Origin of the sequence: Thiocapsa sp., assembly GCF_018399035.1 — a bacterium.
Lineage (GTDB): Bacteria > Pseudomonadota > Gammaproteobacteria > Chromatiales > Chromatiaceae > Thiocapsa.
In genome coordinates, this window is sequence record NZ_CP073760.1 from 5,301,785 (window position 1) to 5,323,639 (window position 21,855).

At 66.0% G+C, this 21,855-nt stretch carries 17 protein-coding genes and 1 pseudogene; 10 read left to right on the top strand and 8 right to left on the bottom strand.

Features of this window, described 5'->3' with window-relative positions:
- Positions 1–53: 53 nt before the first annotated feature.
- Positions 54–2,261 (bottom strand): annotated as a pseudogene (locus KFB96_RS27715) (ribonucleotide reductase N-terminal alpha domain-containing protein); the annotation flags it as partial.
- Positions 2,262–2,916: 655 nt separating this feature from the next.
- Here KFB96_RS27715 and KFB96_RS24120 point away from each other — a divergent pair.
- A complete protein-coding gene (locus KFB96_RS24120; RefSeq protein WP_213456094.1) occupies positions 2,917–3,381 on the top strand; it encodes a CBS domain-containing protein in 465 nt (154 codons plus the stop codon).
- 176 nt (positions 3,382–3,557) lie between these two features.
- A complete protein-coding gene (locus KFB96_RS24125) occupies positions 3,558–4,430 on the top strand; it encodes a c-type cytochrome (protein WP_213456092.1) in 873 nt (290 codons plus the stop codon).
- Positions 4,431–4,558: 128 nt separating this feature from the next.
- Here the strand turns inward: KFB96_RS24125 and KFB96_RS24130 are convergent, their stop codons facing one another.
- From KFB96_RS24130 to KFB96_RS24145, 4 genes are all read right to left on the bottom strand, one after another.
- Entirely contained in the window at positions 4,559–7,693 is a 3,135-nt protein-coding gene (locus KFB96_RS24130) for an efflux RND transporter permease subunit (protein ID WP_213456090.1), read from the bottom strand.
- 111 nt (positions 7,694–7,804) lie between these two features.
- On the bottom strand, positions 7,805–8,437 hold the full coding sequence (locus KFB96_RS24135) for a hypothetical protein (protein WP_213456088.1): 633 nt from the start codon (positions 8,435–8,437) through the stop codon (positions 7,805–7,807).
- Positions 8,434–9,573 (bottom strand): efflux RND transporter periplasmic adaptor subunit, encoded by a 1,140-nt coding sequence (locus KFB96_RS24140; RefSeq protein WP_213456086.1) that lies wholly within the window; start codon positions 9,571–9,573, stop codon positions 8,434–8,436. Before KFB96_RS24140 ends, KFB96_RS24135 begins: the two co-directional genes overlap by 4 nt.
- Positions 9,573–9,959, bottom strand: coding sequence for a S24 family peptidase (locus KFB96_RS24145; protein ID WP_213456084.1), 387 nt, complete (start codon positions 9,957–9,959; stop codon positions 9,573–9,575). Before KFB96_RS24145 ends, KFB96_RS24140 begins: the two co-directional genes overlap by 1 nt.
- Positions 9,960–10,288: 329 nt before the next feature.
- On the opposite strand from KFB96_RS24145, the gene KFB96_RS24150 reads away from it, so the two are divergent.
- The 5 genes from KFB96_RS24150 to KFB96_RS24170 all read left to right on the top strand — a co-directional run bounded on the left by KFB96_RS24150 (position 10,289) and on the right by KFB96_RS24170 (position 15,293).
- Positions 10,289–12,148: an ABC transporter ATP-binding protein/permease gene (locus KFB96_RS24150; RefSeq protein ID WP_213456082.1), complete on the top strand. Its 1,860-nt coding sequence runs from the start codon at positions 10,289–10,291 to the stop codon at positions 12,146–12,148.
- Positions 12,139–13,761, top strand: coding sequence for a histidine kinase (locus KFB96_RS24155; protein WP_213457000.1), 1,623 nt, complete (start codon positions 12,139–12,141; stop codon positions 13,759–13,761). Before KFB96_RS24150 ends, KFB96_RS24155 begins: the two co-directional genes overlap by 10 nt.
- Positions 13,761–14,423 carry a response regulator transcription factor gene (locus KFB96_RS24160; RefSeq protein ID WP_213456080.1) on the top strand — a complete coding sequence of 221 codons (663 nt, stop codon included), beginning with the start codon at positions 13,761–13,763 and terminating at the stop codon, positions 14,421–14,423. The genes KFB96_RS24155 and KFB96_RS24160 overlap by 1 nt, the downstream gene beginning before the upstream one ends.
- Before the next feature lie 63 nt (positions 14,424–14,486).
- Positions 14,487–14,957, top strand: coding sequence for a rhodanese-like domain-containing protein (locus tag KFB96_RS24165; RefSeq protein ID WP_213456078.1), 471 nt, complete (start codon positions 14,487–14,489; stop codon positions 14,955–14,957).
- 21 nt (positions 14,958–14,978) lie between these two features.
- On the top strand, positions 14,979–15,293 hold the full coding sequence (locus KFB96_RS24170) for a hypothetical protein (RefSeq protein WP_300970934.1): 315 nt from the start codon (positions 14,979–14,981) through the stop codon (positions 15,291–15,293).
- Between the two features lie 124 nt (positions 15,294–15,417).
- Here KFB96_RS24170 and KFB96_RS24175 read toward each other — a convergent pair whose 3' ends face one another.
- Positions 15,418–16,302, bottom strand: coding sequence for a UDP-2,3-diacylglucosamine diphosphatase (locus KFB96_RS24175; protein ID WP_366931449.1), 885 nt, complete (start codon positions 16,300–16,302; stop codon positions 15,418–15,420).
- A gap of 20 nt (positions 16,303–16,322) precedes the next feature.
- Positions 16,323–16,811 (bottom strand): peptidylprolyl isomerase, encoded by a 489-nt coding sequence (locus KFB96_RS24180; RefSeq protein ID WP_213456076.1) that lies wholly within the window; start codon positions 16,809–16,811, stop codon positions 16,323–16,325.
- A 378-nt stretch (positions 16,812–17,189) separates the two neighbouring features.
- On the opposite strand from KFB96_RS24180, the gene cysS reads away from it, so the two are divergent.
- Complete coding sequence (gene cysS / locus KFB96_RS24185; RefSeq protein ID WP_213456074.1) at positions 17,190–18,590, top strand: cysteine--tRNA ligase; 1,401 nt, start codon at positions 17,190–17,192, stop codon at positions 18,588–18,590.
- A gap of 240 nt (positions 18,591–18,830) precedes the next feature.
- Here cysS and KFB96_RS24190 read toward each other — a convergent pair whose 3' ends face one another.
- Positions 18,831–19,253, bottom strand: coding sequence for a hypothetical protein (locus KFB96_RS24190; protein ID WP_300970937.1), 423 nt, complete (start codon positions 19,251–19,253; stop codon positions 18,831–18,833).
- Positions 19,254–19,577: 324 nt separating this feature from the next.
- Between KFB96_RS24190 and KFB96_RS24195 the strand changes: the two genes are divergently transcribed.
- Together KFB96_RS24195 and KFB96_RS24200 are read left to right on the top strand one after the other, a co-directional pair.
- Positions 19,578–20,120: a hypothetical protein gene (locus KFB96_RS24195; RefSeq protein ID WP_213501573.1), complete on the top strand. Its 543-nt coding sequence runs from the start codon at positions 19,578–19,580 to the stop codon at positions 20,118–20,120.
- 511 nt (positions 20,121–20,631) lie between these two features.
- Positions 20,632–21,498 (top strand): IS110 family transposase, encoded by an 867-nt coding sequence (locus KFB96_RS24200; RefSeq protein WP_213501575.1) that lies wholly within the window; start codon positions 20,632–20,634, stop codon positions 21,496–21,498.
- The last annotated feature ends 357 nt before the right edge of the window (positions 21,499–21,855 follow it).

Consider the following 21,855-nt stretch of genomic DNA (forward strand, 5'->3'; position numbering starts at 1 on the left):
CCCGTGTGGGCAGTGTCGCGCTCGCGATACTGACCGGCGCAGGGGATGCCGAGCCGCAGGAGCTGATACCGCAAGCCCTCGGCGAGCGCGGCGGAGGTGCTGGTGAAATAGATCTCTTTGCCGCGGCTCACCCCGCCGTCGGTTTCCAGAAGTCCCTGGACGAGCGCCAGCGCCTGATTGTGCGGCAGATGGCTGAAGCGGCGGGCGATGCGTTTCTTGCCGCCTGCGTCGTAGAGGTCTTCGTAGCTGAAGGGTAGATAAGCCTCGTCCAGTCCGACATAGCGGCCGGTGGTCGCGCAACGGGCTAAGCCCCGGCCGACGGACCACTTGATCTGGATGTATTCGTTGCCCCGTCCATTCTCCCAAAAGTGGATGCCACGCTCGGTGAGATAGTCGCGGACGAACTGGAGATGTCCGCAGTCGCGCCCCGGGTTGCCGGAGACACCGAACTCGCTGCGGCGCGTGAGGTGCCCGTCGCCGATCAGAATGCCGTAGAAGCGTGCATCCGCTTGGGTGAGCTGCGGGACCGGAACGACTTCGGCGGGGATGACCTGAGCCACATAGTCCCCGCGCGTCAGCTGGCCGGCTTCGACCCACTCGGGTCGGAAGCGGGCCTGCTCGATCTGGCCGAGCGTGCGTTCGATGGATTGCTCCATCGGCACGCCTTGGATGGCCCAGAAGGGATGACCGGCGGTGACGTCCAGATCATTGACCGAATGCTTGACCGCCACCCGGACCATGGGGGCGCCCTTCTGGTCGTAGACAAAGTGCTCGGTGACCTCGCGGTAGCGGCCGCGCTGACCCAGCACCAGATCGCCGACCCGCACGTCCGCGATCGGCTTGGGGCCGTCGGCGGTAAAAACGGTGGTCTCCGGTGCGAAGCACTGGTTGACCGCGACCGCCGTATCGTTCGCCACCTTCATGAAAGGCACCACGCCCTGGCTCTTGCCGTTGGTCCCCTTGATGTGCGCGCCCATGCCGCGCACACGGGTCCAGTCGTTGCCCAAGCCGCCGGCGAATTTCGACAGGAGTGCGTTGTCTTTGATGGCGCCGTAGATGCCGTCCAGGTCGTCCGGGATGGTGGTGAGGTAGCAGGAGCTGAGCTGGGGGCGCAGGGTGCCGGAGTTGAAGAGGGTCGGGGTCGAGCTCATGAAGTCGAAGCTCGAGAGCAGCTCGTAGAACTCGATGGCGCGGGTCTCGCGGTCGATCTCGTTGATGGCGAGCCCCATGGCGACGCGCATGAAGAAGGCTTGAGGCAGCTCGAAGCGGATGCCGTCGGCGGTGTGGATGAAGTAGCGGTCGTAGAGGGTCTGCAGGCCGAGATAGGTGAACTGCAGATCGCGCTCGGGTTTGAGTGCGGCGCCGAGGCGGGCCAGATCGTAGCGGGCGAGCTGCTGGTCGAGGTGTTCCAGATCGGCGGCGCGCTTGATGTAGGCCGCGAGATAGTCGCTGTAACGCTCGGCCAGATCGGCCTGGGTCTCGACACCGACGGCGAGCCCGAGGAAGCCCAGTGCCTCGCGGCGCAGCACGTCGAGCAGCAGCCGGGCGGCGACCTGGCTGTATTGGGGGTCTTTTTCGATCATGGCGCGGGCGGACATCACCAGCGCCTGTCCGACGTCGGCCTCGCGCACGCCGTCGAAGAGGTTGCGCAGGGTGTCGGTCAGGATGGCCCGGGCATCCACGGCATCGAGATCGCGACAGGCCTCTTCGAGCAGACGGGTCAGGCGCGCGACATCCAGCGGGCGGGTGCTGCCGTCGGCGAGTGTCACGGAGAGCGGGTGCGCGGCCTCGGCCGGCGTGCTCGCCGCTGCACGTTCGGCACGCTCGCGGGCGCGGGCCTCGCGGTAGAGGACGTAATCGCGCGCGACCTTGTGCTCGCCGGCCCGCATCAAGGCGAGCTCGACCTGATCCTGGATGTCTTCGATATGGACGGTGCCGCCGCCGGGCAGGCGCCGCGTCAGGGCCGAAGTCACCTGCTCGGCGAGCTCGCGCACCCGGTCGTGGACGCGGCTGGAGGCCGCCGCCGAGCCGCCCTCCACCGCGAGGAACGCCTTGGTCATGGCGACCATGATCTTGTTGGCGTCGAAATGGGTGACCTTGCCGTTGCGCCGGATGACCTGGACCTTGCCCGGGGTGTGGGCGACGATCTCGGGAGCCGAGTCGCTGTGCCGGGCCGGGCTCGGCTGCGCGGGCTGTCCGGGGCGGGCGACGGCGTCTTCGGCGGGCGTGGATTCGACCAACGACGGGCTCTCGGTGGACATGGCTCCTCCTGGGGTGCAGTGTGACGGCGGGGTCGGTCTGGTGGGTGATCCTCGGCTTGGACGGCCGATCGGACGCTAGTCGAGCGGTGCAGAGATTCCGAGACCGTCCGCGATCGTCTTCGTTGTCGTGGTCGTGGTCGTCATCGACGATCGATACGACAACGACAACGACAACGAATGGTCTCGACACATCTGGCGAGCTGCACTAGGCGACAGGCACAATATATGTTGTTTAAGAAATCCGTCAACCACAAGATCTTGTGTAAAAGCGGTGGATCAGGCTGTGGGCGACCTGTGGATAAAGCGCGGTGGCGCCACGCCCTGCACGGGTTCGACGGCGGGCTTGCGGGTGTCGGCGGGGGCTCGGCGGGACACGACGAGCGGGCGTTACGGATCCTTGCCGTCCAGGTCGCCGATCGGAGCGGCTGGACAAGCCCCCGTAGGGACAAGCGCAGCGCAGTCAACCAGCGCCGGCGCGGGGTTCGGTGGACTGCGCCCGCGCTTGTCCCTAGGGGCCGACCGGGTGGTCTTTTGCGAGGCGCTCCGACTGCGATGATCGGCGTGGACCTGTCTATAATGCCCGGACGGCCGTCGCGAGGCGCACGCCTCTGTCTCGCGAATGCGGCCGACAACAACACAACGGAGGATGGCCTAGATGAAAGTCAAAGATGTGATGAGTCGATCGGTCCGCTCGGTGCATCCCGATACCCGGATCGTCGAGGTGGCGTCCTTGATGTGTCTCTATCGCTTTCACGGTCTGCCGGTGGTCGACGACAACGAAAAGTTGATTGGTATCATCGCCGAGAAGGATCTGCTGCATAGCCTCTTCCCGAAGCTCGACAAGCTCATCGCCGAGGGGCTGCATTCTGTCGACCTCGACAAGGAGATGGCGCGCTACTCGGAGATCCTGGGCCTGAAGACCGAGGAGCTGATGACCCCCCGTCCGGTGACGGTCGATCCGCAGATGCATGTGCTGCGCGCGGCGACCGTGATGGTGAGGCATAACTTCCGGCGTATCCCGGTTGCGGACGAGGGGCGGCTGGTCGGTATGCTCAGCATCGGCGACGTGCACAAGGCCATCTTCCAGGCCAATGTGACGAGCGGGCTGAAGGGTCTCTGAGGCCGCGTCGATCGGGGATCGCCTCGCCGGGCCGCGGTGATGCGGCCCGTTTTTCCAATGCGCATGCCGGGCTCATGCCGGGTTGCCGGCCCCGCGGCGTGCGGATCTTCCATGGCGCGCCGGGGTCGAGCATCCTGTAGCCGGCCCGGTTCCGGTCTCTTCGTTTGGAGGTCAAGATGTCTCGCCCCGTATTTGCGATCGGCTTGTCCATCGCCCTCTTGGGCATCATCCCGTGGGCGGTCCAGGCCCAAGAACCCGCTGAAACATCCGCTCTGGATTCTGATCAAACACCAGCCCATAGCCGGGCCGAGACCGCCCGGATCGAATACGAGCAGGTGATGGCGCTGACGCCCGATCCGGAGAACGGGCGCAAGGTCTATCTGACCTGCGCGGTCTGCCATCGTCCGGAAGGCTGGGGTGCGCCCGACGGGACCTATCCGCAGATTGCCGGACAGCTACGCACCGTCATCATCAAACAACTCGCGGACATCCGGGCACGCAATCGCGACAACCCGCTCATGTATCCCTTCTCGGTCCCGCGCATCCTCGGTGGACCTCAGAGTGTCGCCGACGTGGCGGCCTATGTGGCGCAGCTTCCCATGACACCCGACAATGGGCTCGGGTCGGGGGAGGATTTGCCCTTGGGACGGGAGGTCTACGCGGAGCACTGTACGAAATGTCACGGCGATCACGGGGAGGGCAACGAGGCGGAGCACATCCCGGCGATCGCGGGCCAGCACTATCTCTATCTGATGCGCCAGTTCGATGCGATCCGCATGGGTCGACGCAAGAACTCAGACCCCAAGATGGTCAAGAAGATCGACGGCTTCACGCCGCGTCACCAGGCAGCCGTGCTCGATTACACCTCGCGCCTGCGTCCGCCCGCGAGCAAGCTGGCCGAGACGGGTTGGACCAATCCGGATTTTCCGTCCTACGTGCGCGACCCGATGGGCGTGTCGCCCATGCCTCCGATGCCCGCAGGGTTGATGGACGCCCCCGCGTCGCCCGAGCCGCCCGCATATCCCTCGGTCCCGCCCGCCACGCGATAGGGGCGCATCTATTCGCCTACCGAGCGGAGCGATCGGGTGTAGGGGGCGAATTGATTCGCCCATGCGGCGACAGACAAATGGGTGCGGGCACCCCGATGACGACCGAGAGGCGAATATCCTGGGCTCTGTCAACGCGCAGCCGTCAAACCGAGGTCTGCCGAGTCCGTCGGGGTCTCCGCCGTTGTTCGCGCCGCGAGGACCCGATAGACCAGGGGCACCAGCACGAGCGAGACCAGTGTGGAGAAGGATAGTCCCGCGACGATGGTGACGGCGAGCGGTTGCAGCATCTCCGAGCCTTCCCCGAGCGCGAGCGCGAGCGGGAGCATGCCCACGACGGTGGTGAGCGTGGTCATGAGGATGGGGCGCAGACGCAGGCGCGCCGCCTCGAGGATGGCGGTGCGCGCATCCAGACCGGCGCGGCGCTCGAGCTCGATGAATTCCACCAGCACGATCGCGTTGTTGACCACGATCCCGGCCAGCATGATGAGCCCGAGCCAAACCGGCATGGAGACCGGCAGCCCCGTCCATTGCAGGCCGAGCACCACCCCGATCAAGGCGAAGGGCACGGAGATCAGGATGATGACGGGATTGCGCACCGACTCGTATTGGACCGCCATCGCGACCAGGACCAGAAAGAGCGCGAGCCCGAGCAGGATCCGGCTCATGTCCTGGCCCTGCTTGAGGGTCTCCAGACCGCCGGCCTCGTAGAGCCGATAGCCCGGCGGCAGCGGGACCTGCGCCGACGCGGCGAGTGCCGACTCGATCGCCTGTTGAAGCGTCGACCCCTCGCCGACCGAGGCGGTGATCTCGACGGTGCGTTGCTGGCGGTCGCGCAGGATGGTCGAGGGCTGGGCCAGGATCTCGACGGTCGCGACATCGCCGAGTCGCAAGGGGCGTCGCGGCTCGGTCTTGCTGAACAGCACGATGGAGTCCAGATCGCCCGGCGCGGCGATGTCCATTCGATCCAGTCGCAGCAGCAGATCGACCGAGCGGTCGCCGTCGATCAACTCGGTGACGATGCGGCCCTCCAGGGCAAACCTCAGCACGGCACCGATATCCTCGATGGCCAGACCGAAGCTCGCGGCGCGCTGCGGATCGAGCCGGATGGAGATCTCGCGCGTGACGTCCTGACTGCTGTGCTGGAGGTTGCCGAGACCCTCCACGGCAGCGAGCGCCTCGACGACCCGATCGGCGAGATCCGCGAGTGTGTCGAGGTTCTCGCCGGCGATGCGCAGACTGACGTCGTCGTCGCCTTGGCTGAACCGGATGCCGCGGATCCCGCGCGTGACGAGCGAGGCCCGCAGCCCCGGGATCTCGAGTGCGCGGATCAGCCCGCTGACCCGCGCGATCCACTCCTTGCTGCCGACGTCGCGCTGCGCCGCCGGCTCGAGCAGGACCTGCAGACTTGCGCGGTTGGCGCTTTCGAAGGACGAGCGTCCGAACACGAAGCCGCCGACCGTGGTGAAGATCGCGGTCACCTCGGGTTGCTCGGCGACCAACGCCTCGATCCGGCGGGTCAGGCGATCCATCTCCTCGAGGTCGATACCGGCGTCCGCGGTCAGGGTGATGCGCACGTCGCCCTCGTCGAGCGCGGGCAGAAACTCCTGCTTGGCGTCGATGAGCCAGGGTGCGGTCCAAACCAAACCGGCGACGAAGGCGAGTATGACCAGCCAGCGGATCCGCAAAAGCCGATCGAGCACCCGGGCATAGCCGTCCTGCAAGGCCTCCATCACGCGATTGACCAGGCCCCGCAGCGCGCCCTCCCGGCCCGCCGGAACCCGGCCCGCGAGCGCCGGGACCAGGGTCAAGGCAACCACCATGGAGGCGAGGATGGCCGCCGAGATGGTGAAGATCAGCTCCTGAAACAGCAGTCCGACGAGCCCGCCGATAAAGAGGAACGGCAGGACGGCGGCCAGGTTGGTCGAGGTCGAGGCAATGATGGCGCCGGTGACCTCGCGGCTGGCGGCGTCCGCCGCGACGACCGTGGTTTGCCCCATGCGCTGGTGGCGATAGATGTTCTCGAGCATCACGATGGTGCTGTCGACCAGCATGCCGATCCCGAGCGCGAGACCGCCGAGCGTCATGATGTTGAAGGTCAGACCGTTGGCGGCCATGAGGATGAAGGTCACCAGGACGGCGATCGGGATGGCCGCGCCGATGATCAGGGTCCGCCGCAGGCTCCCGAGAAAGATGTAGACCACGGCCATCGCGAGCAGGGCGCCGCTGAGTGCGGCGGTGACGGCATTGTTCAGCGAGTGACGGATGTAACGCGCCTGATCGTCGACGCGCTGGATCTGGATGTCCTCGGGGAGCTGGCCCTGCGCCTTGAGCCGCGCGAGCTCCCGATCCACGGTGTCGACCACCGCGACGGTGTTGGAGAGCGGCTGTTTTTGGATCGCGAGCTTGATCCCGGGCCGGTCGTCGAGGCGGATCCGCAGACGCTCCTCGCTCGCCCCGTCGATCACCTGCGCGATCTCGCCGATGCGCATCTGGGCCATCGGGTTGTCGCCGGCCTCGGGCTTGAGCGGCAGGTCGATGATCTCCTGGACGTTCCTGAAGCGCCCTTCGGTGCGACCGCCGATCTCGCCGTCCGGCATGCGCAGCCGCCCGGCCGCGACATCCTGATTGGCGGAGCGCAGACGCGTCTCCAGATCCAGGATGTCGATCCCAAGTCCGGCCAAGCGGAACTGGTTGGCCACCACCTGCACCTCGCGCTCCAGTCCGCCGCCGATCTCGACCGAGGCCACGCCCGGGAGCGTGATCAGCGAGCGGCCCAGCGTGTAGTCCGTCCAGGTGCGCAGCTCCACCGGGTCGCGCAGGGTCGAGCCGACGACATACTCGGCGACCGGCAGCTGGAAGGGGTCGCGCTTGTAGATGATGGGTGGGTCGTCCGTTTCCGGCAGGAAACGCTTGGCGCGATCCAGGCGGGAGCTGGCGTCGCGCAAGGCTTGATCGATGTCCTCGCCGTAGCGGAAGGACAGGTCGATCGCGCTGCGCCCCTCGGTGGTGCGCGATTGGATGGCGATGACGCCTTCGGTGATCGCGAGCTGCTCCTCGAGCTCGCGGGTCACCTCGTTCTCCATGACCTCTGCAGGGACGCCGGGATCCAGCACGCGGACCTGGATGTCCGGGTAGATGATGCTCGGCAGCAGATCGATGTTGAGCCGGGTGAGTGAGACCCCGCCGAGCACCATCACCGCGAGCGTCAGCGCGACGACGCCGACGGGGTGGCGGACCGACCAGGTGGAGATATTGGCTGACATAGAGTCAAACGTAGGATGGGTAGAGCGAAGCGAAACCCATCTTCACGGCTCAGACGTCCAACCCGGGTGGCGGCGCGGACAAGATGGGTTTCGGTTGTTTTTGATGGTTCACTAATCGCCTGTGAGCTCCGTGATCGCCGCTTCCACGACCTTGGTCTCGGTCAGCGGATAGGGCGAGATCCGCAAGCGTTGCAGGCGCGCCTGGTAGGCGGTGCAGAAGTCGTTGTGGAAGGTGAGAAAGAGCGGGTGAGCGGTGAGGTCGCGAAGCTCGTCCATAAAGGCCAGATAGTGACGGGCCTGGCCCATGTGGTACGGCGAGGGCTCTTCGTCCAGGCGAAAGCGCTCGATGCGTTCGTCCCAGATCGGGAAGATGCCGGGTGCGGCGAGGTGAAGCACCATCGAGGCCCCGACGACCGAGCTGAGGCAGGCGGCGATGGCGTCGGTGCCGCGCTCGTGGAGAGCGGCACGCTCGGCATCCGAGGCGCTCTGCGGTGAGGCGCGCGCGGCCTCGAAGGCGGCGACGGCCGATTCCATCAGGCTCTGCTCGATGCGCACCCGCTCGGGCATCCAGGCGTAGGCGAGACAGGTCGCACGCAGAAACGCCTCGGTCGGGCTCGACGCCGGCGCGGCGGCGCTCGCGATCATGACCGGGTAGGTGCGCAGACGGGTCGCCTCGCGCGGGTTGTCGCGATAGCAGCCGCTGCGCACCAGCTCGACGGCCGAATAGAGGTGTTCGAGATTCATTCCGGGACCACCTTGACTGTTTTACCCTCGCTCAGACCGAGAAACCCGCGCGTGATGATCCGATCGCCCGCCGCGAGACCCTCGAGGATCTCGATGCGATCGGCGATCTGCAGACCGCTCCTGACCTTTCGCCGGACGGCTTGGCCTTCGTCCGTGATCAGCCAGACGAGCTCTCCGTCGCGATCGCGTCGCAGGGCCCGAAAGGGGATCAGCAGGCGCTCCACCGCAGCGGTCTCGAGCGTGACGCGCACGAACTGTCCGGCCTTCACGCCCGCGGGCGGATCCTCCAGCGTCAACTCCACGATGCCCTGTCGGCTGGTCTGCTCCAGGCTCGGATGAATCCGCAGGATTCGGGCCGGGAATGCCGCCCCGCCGAGTGCATCGATGCGTAATTGCGCCGGGTCGCCGACCTTCATCCGCGGCAGGATGAGCTCGGAGGCAAAGACCTCGGCGACCAAGGATTCCGGATCGGCGATCGTCAGAAGTTGGGTATTCCTCGAGACGAAATCACCCGGCTCGACCAGTCGTTCGGTCACGACGCCGTCGAACGGGGCCGGGATCCGGGTGAAGGCCAGCCGGGTCTCCAGGAGTCGGACATCGCCTCGGGCCACGGCGACGGCGGTGCGGGCCTGCGAGAGCTCGGCATCCGAGGCGGCGCGCTTGCTGACGAGATCTTCGAGTCGCCCCACGTCGAGCTCCGCCTGCGCCAGGGTTGCGCGCGCCTTGTCGAGCTCGGCCTGCAGGAGGTCGTCTTCGAGCGCGATCAGGACCTCGCCCTCTCGGACCATGTCGCCCTCGAAGACCTCCAGCAGGGTGATCCGGCCTTCCTCCTGGCTGAAGAGACGCACTTGGCGGCGATGACGCAGCGAGCCCGGACGCTCGTGGCTGCCGGTCGTTGCGGCACGCTCCACGACGACAGTGGCGACCAGGTGATCGAGTGCGCCGCGCTCGCGGCTCGTGCTCGATGGCGGGTCGCCCCCGGGGGAGCAGGCGATCAGGGTCGCGGCCAGGATTGCGGCCGCCGTAACGGCGAGCAGGGGCGGCATCCGCGGCCCCGCTCGGCGGGGGCGGACGGGCTCGGCTGTGCCGGGCGCGCCGAGGGCGCCGCGCGGCTTGGGTACGGCATCGTCGGTCATCACGGACCGGTCAGATCCTTGATGGCCACCGTCGGCGAGGTCTCGGGCTCTTGCGAGTAGTCGTAGTGTTTGATCTTACGGCGGATGTTGCGTTGGATGATGACCCCCAGGACGTGCCAGTCCAGGCCGTCGAGATCGATGTCGGGATAGATGCGGTTGACGGCGACGAGCCGCTCGGTGCCGTTGTCCTCGCGGACATACTTGCGAAACCAGCGCACGCCCTCGACCTCGGCGAACACGAAGCTGTTGTTTTTGCGATTGTCCGTCGGCTCGACGATCACCACACAGCGGTCCGGAAACTCGGGCTCCATCTGGTCGCCGAGCACCTGCAAGGCGTAGGGCTCGTGCATGCTGCACCCCGTGCTGTCCATCGTGGGATCTGCCATGATGCGTCCTCATCTGTAGGGGTTTGGTCGGGCGGCTCGGCGCGGCGAGCGGCCTCGCGCGTAAGACCGGCCACCCAAAACATCAGTCGCTCGTGACATCCGCTCCGCGGTGTCACGCATGCCCCGTGGCGCTCTGCGCCACGGGGCACGATGGCCGGAGTTACGAGCAAGGCCCGGTGAGCCGACCGGATAACGACCGGGCGATACCTTTAAAATTATAGCGTTTTAAAAACTTAAACCGCGCCAGCTCCAACAAGCGTCGAGTCTGCCGGGGCCGAGTCCATCCAAAAACATCACATACCGCGCCGGGCGCGGTTTAAAAGGCTTGCATGAACCGAACCGCCGCCACCGAGCGCATCCACTCCGACCGTCGAGATTGGCACAATCTGCGCGGAATGCTGCCCTATCTGTGGGAGTTCCGCGGGCGCGCCATGTTGGCGCTGGTCTGTCTGATCGCGGCCAAGGTGGCCAATGTCGGCGTCCCCTTGGTGCTGCGCGACATCGTCGATGCCTTCGAGGCCACGCCGCATCAGGTGCTGGTGTTGCCGATCTCGCTCCTGGTCGTCTACGGGGCGCTCAAGCTCAGCTCCTCGCTCTTCAACGAGCTGCGCGACGTGGTCTTCGCCCGGGTGCGCTATCGCGCCATGCGACGCCTCTCCACCAAGGTGCTCGATCACCTGCACCGGCTCTCGCTGCGCTATCACCTGGGGCGTCAGAGCGGGGCCATCAGCCGCGATCTCGAGCGCGGCACCCGATCGGTCTCCACCATTTTGAACTATGTCGCCTTCAGCGTCCTGCCTGTGCTGGTGGAGTTCACGCTGGTGGCGGTGATTCTCTTCAAGCAGTACAGCCCGGCCTTCGCCTTGGTCGTCTTCGGGACCGTCGCGGTCTACTTCACCTTCACCTTCGCCATTACCGAATGGCGCATGGACTACCGGCATCGGATGAACCGCCTGGACTCGGAGGCCAATAATCAGGCCTTCGACAGCCTCATCAACTACGAGACGGTCAAATATTTCGGCAACGAGCGCATGGAGCTCGACCGCTACGACGGCACCCTCGCGGAGTGGGAGGAGATGGCGGTCAAGAGTCAAACCTCCATGTCGCTGCTGAATTTCGGGCAGGGCGCGATCATCGCGATCGGCGTCACCCTGATCATGGCCTTCGCGGCCAACGGCGTCGTCGAGGGCGAGATGAGTGTCGGCGACCTGGTCCTGGTCAACGCGCTCATGCTCCAGTTGTTCATCCCGCTGGGTTTCCTCGGGATCGTCTATCGGCAGATCAAGTATGCGCTCGCGGACATGGATCTGGTCTTCAAGCTGCTCGAGCGTCGCCCCGAGATCCAGGACGCCCCGGACACCAAGGCGTTGCGCCTGCGCGACGGCGACATTCGCTTCGAGCACGTCGGCTTTCATTACCAGCATGAGCGGGCGATCCTGCAGGACGTCGATTTTCGGATTGCGCCCGGCCAGACCCTCGCCGTCGTCGGTCACAGCGGCGCCGGCAAGTCCACCCTGGCACGTCTGTTGTTTCGCTTCTACGACGTGACGGCAGGGCGGATCCTGATCGACGGGCAGGATCTGCGCGAGGTCACCCAGGAGAGCCTGCGCGCGGCCATCGGCATCGTTCCCCAGGACACCGTCTTGTTCAACGACACCATCTACTACAACCTGGCCTACGGACGGCCCGAGGCGACCCGCGCCGAGGTCGAGCGCTGCGCCGAGATGGCCCACATCCGAACCTTTATCGAGAGTCTGCCCGACGCTTGGGAGACCATGGTCGGGGAGCGCGGCCTGAAACTCTCGGGCGGGGAGAAGCAGCGTGTGGCGATCGCGCGGGCGATCTTGAAGCAACCGCGGATCCTGGTCTTCGACGAGGCGACCTCCTCGCTCGACAGCCATACCGAGCAGGCGATTCAGCAAACGCTCGCGGAGGTCGCGGAGAACCATACCACCTTGGTCATCGCCCATCGTCTGTCGACCGTCGTGGACGCAGACCTGATCCTCGTCTTGGAGCAGGGTCGCATCCGCGAGCAGGGCACGCATCGCGCGCTTCTGGAGGCCGGCGGGCACTATGCCGCCATGTGGGATCTGCAGCAGCGCGAGGGGCCGGATGCGCCGGTGCCGATCACAGCGACGGACGCGCGAGCCGCAACGGCTCCGGATCCGGCCCCGGAGGTATCGCCGTGAGCGTGAGTCAAGCGCGGATCTTCGCCGAGCGGGGCGAGGAGATCGAGGCGTCGCGGGTTCGCGAGGTCCTGCGCGCGGCCGGTCTGGCCGTGCCCTTGGTCGTGGTCGGGGCGGCGCTTGTCGCGGCGCTCGCGTTGTTGACCCTGCAGGGTGCGCGGCCGCATCTGGACTGGGCGGCGCCGCTCGCGATGGCGGCACTGGTCGCCGCCTCGCTCGCCGCTATGTTCTTTTGGAGCCGGTTGCGCAGCCAACTGCTGCTGCCTCTGGTGCGCCTGGAGCATTCGCTCTCGCGGGTCTGTCAGGGCGAGCCGGGCGCAAGCGATGCCTTGGACGATGCCGGTGTTCTGGCTCGGGTGGCGCACGACATCCGCAGCCTGAACGAGGAGCTGACCGACCTCTACGAGGAGATGGACAACCGGGTCGCACGCCAGACCATGCGGTTGGCACAGAAGACCGCATCGCTGAAGATCCTCTACGACGTGGCCGCCGGGATCCAGCAGGCGGAGAGTGTCGACGAGCTGTTGCTGCGTTTTCTGCGGGTCTTGAAGGAAATGATCAACGGACGGGCGGCGACGGTGCGTTTGGTCATGCCCGACGGCTCGCGGCGTCTCGTCGGGGCGATCGGTCTGGACGACGATCTGGTGCGCGAGCAGGATATCGGCCCGGTGGATCTGTGTCTGTGCGGGAGTGTGCTGACGCCGGGCGAGATCCTCTGCGGGAACGACGCGCGCTATTGCTCCAAGGTTTACGGGCGGCGGATGTTCGCCAGCAGCGAGATGGAGGTGGTCACCGTGCCGTTGGAGCATCGCGACGAGCTGCTCGGCGTCTATACCGTCTTCGTCGACCGGCCCGGGTTGAAGGCCCGCGAAGACATTCTGGACCTGCTCGCCACCGTCGGGCACCACTTGGGTGTGGCCATCGCCAAGCAGCGCTCGGACATGGAGGCTCGGAGGCTTTCGATCGTCGAGGAGCGCAACTCCTTGGCGCACGAGCTGCACGACTCGCTTGCTCAGACCCTGGCGAGCCTGCGCTTTCAGTGTCGCATGCTGACCGACTCGCTGCGCGGCAGCGCGATCTCGCTCGAGGCGCGCAACGACCTGAGCCGCATCCGCAACGGGCTCGACGAGGCCCATACCGAGCTGCGCGAGCTGCTGGCGAGCTTCCGTGCGCCCTTGGACCGACGCGGTCTGGTGCCGGCGCTCGAGAAGCTCACCCATCGATTCGGCCAGGAGACAGGCGCACACGTGCTCTTTCAGAACGACTGTCGTCCATTCGAGCTCTCGGCAAGCGAAGAGCTGCAGATCTTGCGGATTGTCCAGGAATCGTTGGCCAATATCCGCAAACATTCGAAGGCGCACACCGTGAGGGTGATGCTGGCTCGGGAGTCCAACGGCCAACATGTATTGTTGATCGAGGACGACGGGGTCGGGTTCAGCACCCCGGCGGCGGGATCCAATCCGGGCGAGCATATCGGCCTGACCATCATGGAGGAGCGTGCGCGGCGGATCGGCGCGGAGCTGCGCATCGAGAGCGAGGCCGGGGAGGGCACACGGGTGGAGGTGATCTTCGACGGCAATCGGCGCGGTCCGCGCCAGGGACGGGTGGCGGCCTGATGCGCGTGTTGCTGATCGACGATCATGCCCTGTTCCGTTTCGGGCTTCAGGAGTTGTTGGAGCGCCGAGGCATCCAGGTGGTCGCGGCGGTGGGCGACACCGCGATGGGTCTGAAGCGCGTCGCCGAGACCCTGCCCGACGTGGTCTTGTTGGACATGCGCATGCCGCAGCTCGGTGGGCTCGAGATGCTCCGCCGGTTGCGTGCGGCCCATCCGACCATGCCGATTGCGATGCTCACCACGAGCGCCGAGGAGCGCGACGTGATCGAGTCGCTGCAGAGCGGTGCGCACGGCTATCTGCTCAAGGATATGGAGCCGGATGCCTTGATCGCGGCGCTGAGCGAGATCGTCCAAGGCCGGACGGTAGTGGCGCCCGAGTTGGCGATCGTCCTGGCCAAGGCCGTCCAGGGCGAGGCCGCGGGCACGGCGGCCGAGGGTCGGATCGCCGACCTGACGCCGCGCGAGCACGAGATCCTCTGCCATCTCGCCGAGGGTCAGAGCAACAAGGCGATCGCCCGCCGTCTGAATATTTCGGACGGGACGGTCAAGCTCCACGTGAAGGCGATTCTGCGTAAGCTCGACGTGCACTCGCGCGTGGAGGCGGCCGTCATCGCGGTGGAGCGCGGTCTGTGCGAGCGCAGGTCGAGCCGCGATCTCGGATGAGTCCGACAGGAGTCCGAACGGGATCCGGAGCGCAACGCGATGGTTTAATATGCGGAATAAGCGATGAAGAACTTTCTGGAGCTCATCAAAGACTGTTTGAGCGATGTCAGGGAGATCATGCCCTGGGATCTGGAGGAGCGGCTTGCGGCGAACCCGGATCTGCTGCTGGTCGATGTCCGCGAGCCCGATGAGTTCGCGGCCATGCATATCGACGGGTCGCTGAACGTCCCGCGCGGTATCCTTGAGTCGTCGTGCGAATGGGGCTACGAGGAAACCGTCCCGGAGCTGGTACGTGCGCGCGACCGGGAGGTCGTGGCGGTCTGCCGCTCCGGATACCGCAGCATCATGGCCGCCCATTCGATGAACCTGCTCGGCTACGGAGACGTTTGCTCGTTGCAGACGGGGCTGCGCGGATGGAAGGACTACGAGCAGCCGCTGGTCGACGCGGCAGGGGAGTCGGTCGACCTGGACGATGCGGATCGCTATTTCACACCGCGCCTCAGACCGGATCAGGTGCGGCCGGCAGATCGATGACTTTTTTGGAAAACCTTTTGGATGCTAAATAAAACCAAGCGCTTGTTCACTTCGCTCCTGCCGGTCGACTCGGCTCGAACGGGCGCGTGCAACCGCTGCGGTGCCTGCTGCAAGCTGTCCTATCCCTGCCCCTTTCTGCGCTTCGACGACCAGGGTTTGAGCCGCTGCGCGGTCTACGCGATGCGCCCGCCGAGCTGCCGGAAATATCCGCGGGTGGCCGCCGAGCAGATGACGCCGCAGGAATGCGGCTATTCCTTCGCCGTGGTCGACGTTCAGCCGGACTTCGCTCATGAAACGGGCCACCGAACCTTAAGTCACGAGTCAAAAACAAGTTGATCTCGCGACACCCGCTCGGCGGTGTCACGCATGCCCCTGGCGCTTTGCGCCCCGTGCCGATATGGCCGGAGTCACGAAAGACGTCCGCGGGTGCTTGCCGCAGAAGAGGGCTGTAGGGGCGACTTCAGTCGCCCCTAGGCGTCGTTGGATCCTTTCCCGCAAAGGCCGAAGCCTCGGGCCTGTGCGTGCCTGCAAGACTTGTATGGGCGACTAAAGTCGCCCCTACAGTCGCCCCTACAGTCGCCCCTACAGTCGCCCCACGTTGGTCGATTGAAGGCAGTACGGCCTCTCGGTGCCAGCCCGAGGGTCCGTGGACCAGCATCTCGCCCTGATCCGGGTGCCATTCGGCCAGAACCGAGCGCACGGCCTCTCGGCCGTCGATCTGCAGGCGATGATCGCCCGGACGGTGGGTGTGCCCGTGGATCAGGCGCGTGGCGCCGTCGCGGCGCAGGTAGCGGGCGACCGTCGCTTGGTTGACGTCCATGATGTCCAGGGTCTTCTCGGCGGTCGCGGCCCCGCTCTTGCTGCGGTAATCGGCGGCGACCTGGCGACGTGCCGCGAGCGATCGCCAGAGGAAGAGACGCTGGACGAGCGGGTTGCGGATGCGGCGGCGAAACCGCTGATAGGCGACGTCGTCGGTGCAGAGCAGGTCGCCGTGCATGAGGAGCGTGGGCTCGCCGGCGAACCGGGCGAGGGTCGGGTCACGCAAGAGCCGGCACCCGGTCTCGCGGCAGAAGGTCCGACCGATCAGGAAGTCGCGGTTGCCGTGCATCAGATGACAGCGGACCCCCGAGGCCGTGACGGCAGCGAGTGCGGCCTTCACCTCGGCGTTGGGCGCGCCCTCGTCGTCGTCGCCGATCCAGGCGTCGAAGATGTCGCCGAGGAGATAGAGTTGATCCGCCTCGCGGGCCCGCCCGGCGAGGAAGGCGAGGAAGAGGCCCACCGTCGCCGGTCGATCCGGCGACAGATGCAGGTCGGAGACGAAGACGCTGACGCCTTCGGTCGGCACGCCCGTCCTGCCTCGGCGCCTTATTCGGCGACGACCGCCTGCTCGAGGACAACATCTTGCATCGGGACGTCTTGGTGACCGTGACGGGTGCCGGTCTGCACGCCGCGGATGGCGTTCACGACATCCATCCCCTCGACGACGTATCCGAAGACACAGTAGCCCCAGCCGTCCTGCCCCGGATAATCCAGAAAACCGTTGTCCGCGACATTGATGAAGAACTGCGAGGTGGCCGAGTGGGGATCCATGGTGCGTGCCATGGCGAGCGTGCCGTTGAGGTTCTTGAGTCCGTTCTTCGCCTCGTTCTCGAGCGGTGCGCGTGTCGGCTTGGGCGTGAAGTCCGGCGTCATGCCGCCGCCTTGGATCATGAAACCGTCGATGACGCGGTGAAACAGCGTCCCGTCGTAGTGACCGTCGCGAACATATTGCTCGAAGTTCGCACAGGTCTTGGGCGCCTTCTCGGCATCCAGCTCGACGAGGATGTCGCCGAGGTTGGTGGTGAGCTTGATCATCGGGGATCTCCGCAGGCTGTACTGGCGCGCCGGCGGCGCACTCGGGTTTGGGTTGGGTTCGACCGACGCCGTGTCTGCCACGGCCATTGCCGGAGCATGCGAGACACGACCCTTGGGCGGGGGCGCGGTTTAAAATGATATATTTTTTAATCTCTTAAACCGCGTCGACTCCATCGGTCGTCAAGTTTTCCGGGGCCGATCCCATCTAAAAACATCGCATACCGCGCTGGGCGCGGTTTAATAATGGTACGGCCTTTGCGCGGTCCGGGAAAGACTGGTTCACGCGCGCATCCTCGGCTTTGCTACCATGCCGGGCTTGCAGGAACCTCGGCTCCGGGCCCGCTGCGGCCCGGACCAACCCACTCGCGAGTGCATTCCATGTTGCAGATCCACAATAGCCTCACCCGCCGGAAAGACCCCTTTCAGCCGATCGAGCCCGGCAAGGTGCGCATGTATGTCTGCGGGATGACCGTGTACGACTACTGCCATCTCGGTCATGCGCGCGTGATGGTGGTCTTCGATGTCGTCTATCGCTATCTGCGGGCGCTCGGGTACGAGGTGACCTACATCCGCAACATCACGGACATCGACGACAAGATCATCCGCCGTGCCGCCGAGGCCGGCGAGCCGATGCAGGCGCTGACCGAACGCTTCATCCGGGCGATGCACGAGGATTCCGAGGCGCTCGGGATCCTGCCCCCGACCGACGAGCCGCGCGCCACGGCGCACATGGACGAGATCCTCGCCATGGTCGGCACCCTGATCGAGAAGGGGCTCGCCTATGTCGCCGAGAACGGCGATGTCTACTACGCGGTGGCGCGCTTTGCGGGCTACGGCAAGCTCTCGGGCAAGGATCCTCTGGACCTGCGCGCGGGCGCCCGAGTGGAGGTCGACGAGGCCAAGCGCGATCCGCTGGACTTCGCGCTCTGGAAGTCCGCCAAGCCCGGCGAGCCGGCCTGGGATTCGCCCTGGGGACCGGGACGGCCCGGCTGGCATATCGAGTGCTCGGCCATGAGCACCTGCGCCCTGGGCAACCATTTCGACATCCACGGCGGGGGGGCGGATCTGCAGTTCCCGCATCACGAGAACGAGATCGCCCAGTCCGAGGGGGCGACCGGCGAGACCTTCGTGAACGTCTGGATGCACAACGGGTTCGTGCGCGTGAACGAAGAGAAGATGTCCAAGTCGCTCGGCAACTTCTTCACCGTGCGCGAGATCCTGCAGCGCTTCCGCCCCGAGGAGGTGCGCTATTTCATCTTGACCAGTCAATATCGCAGCCCGCTGAACTACGACGACGAGCATCTCGAGCAGGCCCGTGCGGCACTCACCCGACTCTACACGGCCTTGCGCGGCGTGCCCGACCTGGCGCCCGAGGCCGTGGATACGTCCGTTGCCGCGCCCTTCGCCGAGCGCTTCCATGCCGCGATGGACGACGACTTCAACACGCCCGAGGCGCTTGCGGTCCTGTTCGATCTGGTGCGCGAGGTCAACCGCATCCGGGCGGATGATCCCGTCGCCGCCGCCGGCCCGGCGGCCGTGCTGCGCCGACTCGGCGGTATTCTCGGCATCCTGCAGGAGGATCCGGAGCGCTATCTGCGCGGCCGGGCCGACGCCGGAGGCCTGTCGGACGCGGAGATCGAGAGCCTGGTTCAGGCGCGTATCGCGGCCCGCGCCGCCAAGGATTGGGGCGAGGCCGATCGGCTGCGCACGCTGCTGACGGAGGCGGGCATCGGTCTCGAAGATGGAGCGAACGGGACGGCTTGGCGCCGCGGGGCTTGATGGGGGCGAATGGTTTGGTGCGGGGGAGGTTGGGTTTGGGCGTTTGAGCGGGGAGGATGGGTTTCGCTGTGCTCTACCCATCCTACGTTTTGCTTTTAGGTGATTTCCGGGAATGCATCGACCAACAAGGGGCGACTTTAGTCGCCCGGTAACCATTGGAGGCATGCACGGCCGGGATGCTCATTCCCGGAAATCGCCTTAAACCGCGCCCGGTGCGGTATGGACGCGGTTTAGTTGGGGTCAGGGTGCACTGCGGGCGCGGCAGGCTTGCGCGCACTCGGTGGCGCGATTGGCGCAGTAGCCGTAGAGGTTCTCCGCGCACGACCACCAAGGATAACCGCATTCGGAGCGCTCGAAGGCGGAGGCCAGACACCAGCGGTAGTCGACGAACGCCTCGCTGTAGCCCGCCTGGCATTGGCGATAGCTGTAGCGCGCATCGGCGTTGCATTGGTCTCGGACACCTTGGCATCCGCCGATGCAGCTCAGCTCGGCGAGTTGTCCGGGCAAGCCCGGCGATTGGGCGCAGCCGCTCGACAGGGCCGCGAGGAGCAGGCTCGAGAGGCCGATGGCGAGGCGGCGCGCGCTCGATCGTGCGCCGAGCCGAATCGGCTCGGGCCGCACCTCGCCCGGATCGGATCCGTGCATGAATGGCCTGGTTTGCATCCCTGAGTCGCTCCGTGTCGGGTTGATTCGAGATCGGGGGCGGGCGCATCCGGGGCTCGCCGTTCCGGCAACTGTAGTCCGAAAGCGCGCCGCTGTGCAGGGTGCGCCGCTCGCGTTTCATACGTCTTTTCGAACCCGTCCCCGGGGGCCGGGAGTCGGGAGTCGGTTTGAAATTGCTCCCCGGCCGCGGCGATTGGGCCTAAACTGAACGCGTGCTCACCGGGCGAGGAGACGCATCGACGCGGTCTCGACCGGCACGATCACCGGTCCGGCTCACCCGTCCGGCCCGCTCGGTTGACCGGTCGTCTTGCGCGGAGAACGCTTATGACCCGCTTTCACGTCGCCGCTCTGTTGCCGCTCCTGCTCGGGGCCTGCGGACTCGTGCCGCCGAATCATCTGGGTGGGATCAGCGCGACCGTTTCGCCGATGGACTACGGCCGGCGTCTTTGCGCGCACCTGGATCCGGAGTCCTACTCCTCCTGCGTGAGCCAGGTGTTGGACGAGATCGACCGCGGCCAGCCGAATCGGCTGCCGCCGGGCTATTCGACCTCCGGTCCCTTCGCCGTCATCATGGGCGGCGAGGTCTATATCGGGGACTACCGTTCTTCGCCCTTCGTGGCCGATTTCCGTGTCTCCAACGGCCGGAACGGCTGCCGCGGCGGCTACAACGCCTTCACCGGCTCGGCCGACGCCGTCTTCGACGTCTATTGCGACGACGGGCGCAGCGGCTGGGCCGACATCATCCGTGCGAGCGACGGCCGCAACGGCATCGGCAAGATCGCACTCGACGACGGGACCGAGGGCGATATCGTCTTCGGCCATCTGCCGCTCGGAGGTTTGGAGCAGGCCCGGAACGACGCGATGTAGGGGCGATGTAGAGGCGATGTAGAGGCGATGTAGGGGCGACTTCAGTCGCCCCTTGGTCTCATATAAACGTGGACTGTGCGACTGTGCGACTGGGCGACTAAAGTCGCCCCTTGTATGTTCTGTTCTGAAGGGATTGACAAGGAAAGCGATAAACGGACTTTATGAAGAGTGCCCGGGAAGCCGTTCGCCCCTGAAGCCTGGATGTCGTGTTCCGCTGTTCAGAGCTTGCATGTAGATGGGCTCCCCGCCCTCTTCGCCCATACCGAAGAGTATCCGAGGCCGTGGACATGTCCGGGAGCCTGCATACACAAGGTCGGTAGGCGAGGGTACAGGGTCGGGGAACCGGGAATCATAATATCGCGTTGCATCCTGAAGAGACAGACGATGAATACAGCCGGAATCGATGTGGCCCACAAGACCCTGGCGCTGGCCGTCAGCACCGAGGAGAAGCTCGGCAAGGTCCGCGAGTTTGCCAACACACCAAGCGGTCATGCCGCGCTGATTAAGCGCCTTGCAAGGTGCGCGGGTGGAGCGGGTGTGCCTGGAGGCGACCGGCAGCTATCACCTGGACCTGGCGCTGGCCATCGATGCGGCCGGGTTGGCGCTCATGGTGCTCAACCCCAAGGCCGCCAAGCGCTTTGCCGAGGCATTGCAGACGCGCAACAAGAGCGATGCGGTCGATGCCGGGGTGCTGGCGCAGTTTGCCCGGCGCATGCCGTTCGAGCCATGGCGGCGCCCGGCGACCGAGGCACTGGAGCTGCGCGCCTGCGCCCGGCGCCTGGAGGCGTTGGTGGTCGATCGCACGCGGGCGAAGAATCAACTCCACGCGCTGCTGCAAAGCACGACCACGCCGGCCGTGGTGCTGGATGACGTGCGCCTGAGCATCCACCAGTACACCGCCCGGATTGATGCCCTGCGTGACTGGGCCGATGCGCGCATCAGCGCCGACGAGGAGCTTGCGCAGGTCTACCGGCTGCTCACCGGCATCCCCGGCATCGCCGCCGCCAGCGCCATCCAGCTCATGGGTGAGCTGCTGGTGCTGCCCGAGGACATGCGTGCCAAGCAATGGGTCGCCCTGGCCGGACTGGATCCGCGCCAGAGCACCTCGGGCACCAGCGTGAACAAACCCCCGCGCCTGAGTAAGGCCGGCAACGCCCACCTGCGCAAGGCGCTGTTCATGCCCGCGCTGAGCGCCGCGCGCCATGAACCGCACGTCAACAGCTACTACACGCATCTCATCGAAGCGCGCGGCCTGAAGAAGATTCAGGCCATCTGCGCGGTCATGCGCAAATTGCTGCATGCCATCTATGCCATGCTCAAGCACCGCCAAGCGTTCGACGGCAGCCGCTTCTGCTTGCTTCGCGAGGCCGCGGCATGAGCACCTCGGCGATGTCCGCCACGGCACCCTCCTCGGTTGGCCCGACAGCACGCGCGTGGCCGTCCAAGAGCCGCCGACAAGACGAGCGCGTTCAACCACCACGGCGCAGGGCATTCATTGATCAAAAACCAGCAGCAGTCGCGTCGCAGACGCTCGCAGCCAGCAGCGGCTTCAGTGCGGCGCAGTGTGGGCAACGGGTGAATGAGTGTGGTCAAGGTGGGGGCAACCCGCCGGGAGCGGGTTGTCCCCGGCTTGTCCACACGCCCGCTTGCGGCATTCACGTGTTGTCCACACGGAGTCCGCCCGCGCCCCACCCGCAGCCAAGCCCCATCCATCATCGAAGGTGGGTCCGATGGG